The organism is Streptomyces niveiscabiei (genome assembly GCF_001419795.1).
In the GTDB taxonomy this organism is placed as follows: domain Bacteria; phylum Actinomycetota; class Actinomycetes; order Streptomycetales; family Streptomycetaceae; genus Streptomyces; species Streptomyces niveiscabiei.
The window spans coordinates 1-5,143 of sequence record NZ_LIRL01000713.1 but is presented as its reverse complement, the minus strand read 5'-3'; the positions used below and the strand labels follow the sequence as shown (position 1 = coordinate 5,143).

At 73.8% G+C, this 5,143-nt stretch carries 7 protein-coding genes and 2 pseudogenes; 1 reads left to right on the top strand and 8 read right to left on the bottom strand.

What is annotated here, in order from left to right; translation table 11 throughout:
* The 8 genes and pseudogenes from AOK24_RS31340 to AOK24_RS31305 all read right to left on the bottom strand — a co-directional run.
* A pseudogene (locus tag AOK24_RS31340) lies at window positions 1-268 on the bottom strand (DNA primase); the annotation flags it as partial.
* The gene (locus tag AOK24_RS31335; RefSeq protein WP_055723412.1) at window positions 265-516 is read right to left on the bottom strand and encodes a gas vesicle protein GvpG; all 252 of its coding nucleotides are present in this window, start codon (window positions 514-516) and stop codon (window positions 265-267) included. The gene AOK24_RS31335 and the pseudogene AOK24_RS31340, both read right to left, overlap by 4 nt.
* 3 nt (window positions 517-519) lie before the next feature.
* Window positions 520-1,248 (bottom strand): GvpL/GvpF family gas vesicle protein, encoded by a 729-nt coding sequence (locus AOK24_RS31330; RefSeq protein WP_055723411.1) that lies wholly within the window; start codon window positions 1,246-1,248, stop codon window positions 520-522.
* Window positions 1,245-1,670 carry a gas vesicle structural protein GvpA gene (locus AOK24_RS31325; RefSeq protein ID WP_055723414.1) on the bottom strand — a complete coding sequence of 142 codons (426 nt, stop codon included), beginning with the start codon at window positions 1,668-1,670 and terminating at the stop codon, window positions 1,245-1,247. Before AOK24_RS31325 ends, AOK24_RS31330 begins: the two co-directional genes overlap by 4 nt.
* A gap of 60 nt (window positions 1,671-1,730) precedes the next feature.
* Entirely contained in the window at window positions 1,731-2,003 is a 273-nt protein-coding gene (locus tag AOK24_RS31320) for a gas vesicle protein GvpO (RefSeq protein WP_240001719.1), read from the bottom strand.
* A gap of 83 nt (window positions 2,004-2,086) precedes the next feature.
* Entirely contained in the window at window positions 2,087-2,980 is an 894-nt protein-coding gene (ligD, locus tag AOK24_RS31315) for a non-homologous end-joining DNA ligase (protein ID WP_055723410.1), read from the bottom strand.
* A 4-nt stretch (window positions 2,981-2,984) separates the two neighbouring features.
* Window positions 2,985-4,337 carry an NAD(P)/FAD-dependent oxidoreductase gene (locus AOK24_RS31310; protein WP_055723409.1) on the bottom strand — a complete coding sequence of 451 codons (1,353 nt, stop codon included), beginning with the start codon at window positions 4,335-4,337 and terminating at the stop codon, window positions 2,985-2,987.
* 63 nt (window positions 4,338-4,400) lie between these two features.
* Window positions 4,401-4,874, bottom strand: a complete 474-nt coding sequence (locus tag AOK24_RS31305) for a phage holin family protein (protein WP_420876708.1) — start codon at window positions 4,872-4,874, stop codon at window positions 4,401-4,403.
* Between the two features lie 148 nt (window positions 4,875-5,022).
* On the opposite strand from AOK24_RS31305, the pseudogene AOK24_RS51370 reads away from it, so the two are divergent.
* Window positions 5,023-5,143: pseudogene (locus AOK24_RS51370) on the top strand (hemerythrin domain-containing protein); the annotation flags it as partial.

The following is a 5,143-nucleotide window of genomic DNA, read 5'->3' as shown; positions in this document are numbered from 1 at the left end:
CCGCCAGCGAGTCCAGTTGGCGTTCCACGACCGCCCCCGTCGCCGCCTTCCCCACCCCGCGCAGGTCCTCCCGGAGCTGATCCCCGATCTCCTTGAACTGCGGGTTGTTCTGGAGCTGCTGGGAGACCAGGTCGGCGACCCCCCTCGGCGTGAGGTTCAGCCGCTTGCCCGCGACCACGGAGCCGACGGCGAGCGCCAGTTTCAACTTCCGTGTGCGGCCCAGGAGATAGCCGGCCCCGATCGCGAGGCCCAGTGCCGTTCGGTTCATCGTGTCGTCCCGTCGCCTGTTCGCGTACTGGTCTCCAGCCGGTCGAGGAGCTGGTCCTCGGCCCGGTCGAACTCCTCCGCCGTGATCTCACCCTCCGTCAGGAGCCGTTCGAGACGGGCGAGTTCGGCGTGGATCGCGGCGGGGTCGTAGTAGATCCGCTCCGCCTCCCGCAGCACCTGCCCGATCACCCACGCGCTGCCGCGCACCGGAGCGAACGGCAGCAGCAGCACTTCCCCGATGAGCCCCATCGCTCACTCCGGCCCGGGCTCCACGAAGCTGTACGGCGGCAGCGGCCCGGCGAGGCGCACTTCGAGGTGCGCGTGGGTCTTGCGGAACGCCTCCACGGCCTCCGCGAACGCCGCCGAGGCGTCGCGCTCGACGAGGAAGGAGAAGTTGGCGAGCCAGCCCGTGGACTCGGGCCCCGGGTCGACGGCGGCGGCGAGCGGCTCCAGCGCGCTCCGTACGGCGGCGGCGTCCTCGGCCTCGCGGGCCCGCACCGCGGTGGCGATCATCTCGCCGAACCGCAGCTTCTGCTCGTAACTCCCGCCGCCGTCCTGCCGGTTGGCCTCGGCGAGGGCCCGCAGCTCCGGGGTGTCGGCGAGCACCCGGTGCAGGACCGCCTCCTCCAGATGGTTGGCCTTGACGTTGTACTCGACCTTGCCGTCCAGCGCCCGCAGCCGCTCCCGGTAGTGCTCGGCGCGCTCGGCGAGGACCTCGGTGACGGCGGAGTCGTCGGGGGCGACGCTGCCGAACCGCATGGGCAGCACACAGCCCTCGGCGCCCGCTGCGACCAGCACCTCCTGGTGGGCGAGCAGGTCGCGCCGCTTGGGCCGCAGCCCCTCGGGCGCGTCGCTGACCAGCGCCGCCAGCGGGCCCGCCCGCAGCACGCGCACGGTGGCCGGCGGATCGCCCACGCCCTTGCCGCCCTCGGGCAGGGCCGGGTGCGAACTCGCGGCGATGCCGTAGACGTACGTACTCACTCCGACTCCTCCTTCCGGCGCGCGGCCGTGCTCTTGCGGCGCGGCTTCGGCTGCCCGTCGGCCTCCTGCTCGTCGCGGGCCTGCCGGAAGGCGCCGGCGACCGTCTCGGCCGCGCCGGACAGCGCGCCCTTCGACTTGCCGCGCGCCCCCGACTCGGTCATCTCGCCCACGAGGTCGGGCAGCCCGGGGCTGCGGTGCGGGCCCGCCTCCAGGTCGAGGCGGTTGCACGCCTCGGCGAACCGCAGATACGTGTCGACGCTGGCCACGACGACCCGTACGTCGATCTTGAGGATCTCGATCCCGACCAGGGAGACGCGTACGAACACGTCGATCACGAGTCCCCGGTCGAGGATGAGTTCCAGGACGTCGTAGAGACCACTGGTACCGCCTCCACCGCCGGTCTGTGCCGGGACGACGGTCATGTCGGCCATGCCTCCTCGCATGGTTGAAGGGAACTGAAAGGGAAGCCGGTAGCCGGCCGATCAGTGGGGGTCGGCGCGCCCGCGTTCGTAGCGCCGGACGCGCCGGTAGCCCGTGACCCGGCCCTGCGGGTCGAGGTCGACCCGGTATCCCGCCATCAGGCTCATCGTGTCGGGGACGCGGGCGAGTTCGAGGACCTCGATCTCCAACGACCAGCCGTCGTCGGTGCGTTCGAAGGACGACACGGTCTCCGCCGCCGTTCCGGTCAGCTCGGTGAGCTGCTCGCGTGCCCGGTTCAGCACTTCCATGGGCTCTGCCAAGCCGTCGTCCGCCATCTCTCCGCCCGTGTCCTCCGTCGAGTTGTGAAGGGCTTGTGCCCATCACCTGCCGAGTGGCCCGAACTCCCCCTGCCAAACCTTCAGTTGCCGCGCAGTGCGGTCAGCCTCCGGCGGGCCGGGCCCAGCGCGCGGCCCCGCCTCGGCAGGCCCCGCCACGGGCGCGTACGGGCCTGCTCGACGGCGTTCTCGACCGTCCAGCGGCGCGGTCCGACGCCGGGCTCGTCGAGCTGGTCCCAGGCGATCGGCATGGCGACCGGGGCGCCGGGGCGGGCCCGGACGGTGTACGGCGCGACGGCCGTCTGCGCGTACGCGTTGCGCTGCACGTCCAGGTAGAGGCGCCCGCCGCGCGCCTGCTTGCGCACGGCCGTCGTCAGCAGGTCCGGATGGTCCGACGCCAGCAGTTCGGCGATGTCCCGGGCGAAGGCGCGCACCTCGTCGAAGCCGTGCCGCCCGTCGAGGGGCACGACGACGTGCAGGCCGCGCGAGCCGGTCGTCATCGGCGCCGACGGCAGCCGCAGGGCGTCCAGCAGCTCGCCGAGCCAGCGGGCCGTGTCCCGTACGAGGGTGAAGTCGCCGTCGTCGGGCGGGTCGAGGTCGAAGACCATCAGGTCGGGGCGGTCCGGGTGGCCGGCGCGCGACAGCCAGCGGTGCAGGGTCAGGCACGCCTGGTCGGTGAGGTAGGCGAGGGTGTCGGCGTTCTCGCACAGGGGGTGCAGGACCGTGCCGCCCTCCTTGGCGACCTCCACGCGCGGGATCCAACTCGGGTAGTGGTCAGGGGTGTTCTTCTGCATGAACAGCGGGCCCTCGACGCCGTCCGGATGCCGCTCCAGCATCAGCGGACGGCCCCGCAGGTGCGGCAGCATGAACGAGGCGACCTCGCGGTGGTACGCGGCGAGGCCCGCCTTCGTGACCTCGACGCCGTCCGGGCCCGCCGGGAAGAGCACCTTGTCCGGGCGGTGGATCTCGACGGGCACCGGGTCACTCCTTGGCGTGCTTCGGGGTCGGCGCGACGACCGGCGACGTGTTCTCCGGCTCGCCGCCCGGCGTGCGCGGCAGCTCGGGCGAGGCCGTGTCCAACGGCACCGACCAGCCGCGCACCAGGCCCAACTGGACGCTCTGGCGCGGCAGTACGGCATCCAGCAGCCAGTCCGCGGCGACCCGGACGCGGTTGCCGGGGAGCGCGGCGAGGTGGTAGCCGCGGGTGACGAGACCGGCGGGCAGCCCGGACAGGGGCAGACCCAGCGGATCGGCCGCCGCCTCGCCGCCGCCCAGGTCGACCACGAACCCCAAGTCCTTGTGGTGGTACGGGCGTTGCTCGCGGCCCGTGAAGGAGGCGGCGACGTTGTCCGCGACCAGCTTGCCCTGCCGCCACGCGTGCTGCGCCGTCATCGCCGTGTACTCGCCCGGGCGCTCGGCGTCCGGCACCGCGGCGACGTCGCCGACCGCGAACACCTCGGGCCTGCCCGGCACTTGGAGGGTCGGCTCGACCAGGATGCGGCCCCGCCCCAGTGGCAGGCCCAGCGACTCGGCGAGCGGGTCGGGGCGTACGCCCACGCACCACACGAGCGTCCGCGTGGGCACCGACTCGCCGTCCGTCAGCAGGACGCCGTCCTCGCGGGCCTCCTTCACGGACGTCCCCGTCCGCACCTCCACGCCCCGCTCGCCCAGCACGCGCGTCGCCGTGCGCGAGAGGCGCTCGTCCAGCTCGGGGAGGATGCGCGGGGCCGTGTCCAGCAGGAGCCAGCGCGTGGTGAGGGCCTCGTGGCGCGGCCGGGCGCGCTGCAACGCGTCCGTGAACAGGCGGCCCTGGGCGGCGACCTCGGTGCCGGTGTAGCCCGCGCCGACGACCACGAACGTGCAGCGCGCCCCCGGGTCGTCCTCCGTCGCGGCCAGCTCCATCTGCCGGGTGATGTGGTCCCTGAGGTACAGCGCCTCGGGCAGGCCCCGGAAACCGTGCGCGTACTCGGTGACACCGGGGACGGGCAGCAGCTTGTTCACACTCCCGACGGCCAGCACGAGCCGGTCGTACGGCAGCGAGCCCGTGCCGCCCTCCGGCCCCCGGTAGTGCACGGCCCGGTGATCGAGGTCCACCCGGTCCGCCTCCCCGAGCACGACCCGTACGTCACGCAGAGTGCCGGGCAGGGAGACGGCGACCCTGCGCGGCTCCAGCACGCCGGTCGCGACCTGCGGGAGCAGGGGCAGGTACAGGAAGTGGTCGGTCGGGTTCAGCACCGTGATCTCGGCCCGCCCCCGCGCCGCTCGCGCGAGCTGCCGAGCGGCACGGTATCCGGCGAAACCGGCTCCGACGATGACGATACGGGGGCGGCTCACGGGGGCTCCTGAGGGTGGTGGAGGGGTGTCTGTGCTGGTGAGGTGGCCGGGCGGGCACCGTGCCTAGATGGGCCGCTGCCGGGGATCCGGCGTCGACTCCGGCTGGGGCGGTGTCACCGGCGGGTACGGGACTCCCGGGCCGCCCGTCGGCATCGGGCCCCGCAGAGCGTCCTCGCGGCGCTGGGCGCGGAGAGGGGCCTCCGGGTCCGACGGGGGTTCCGGCGAGGGGGCGTGCGGTGCGGTGTGCGCCGGCGTGTGGGGGCGGGCCGCTCCGCGCAGGGCGTACGCCGCCGCGCCCAGGACCGCCGCCATGATCAGTGCCGCCGCCCAGGCCGGGAGGGCCGCGTCCAGGGCCAGGCCCACCGTGAGGGCCAGCGCCGCGCCCGCGTACAGCGCGACCGCGCCCGACGCGGCGTACAGCGTGGCCCGGCGCCGCTGCCTGCGGGTCTGCTCGCGCAGTTCCTCGCGGATCGTCTCGCGGGCGACCTCGGCCAACTCCTCGACCAGGTGTTTGTCGAGATGTTCGAGATGGTCCATGCGTTTCATGGCGGACGGGTACCCCTCGGCGGCGCCCCGTAACGCGACGGTTCGCACCGGGGCGGCGGGGTACTCGGCGGGCGTCCGAGGCCCTGCCGGGAAACCGGCGACAGGGCCGACCACCCCACCGTACGAAGGAGAACCGGCCATGGGCCACGGCGGAGACGTCATCGTCGAACTCACCACCGACCACCGGGAGGTGGAGGAACTGTTCGCGCGGATCGAAGCGCTCCCCCCGGGGGACGCGCGGCGCCGCGACCTCGCCGACA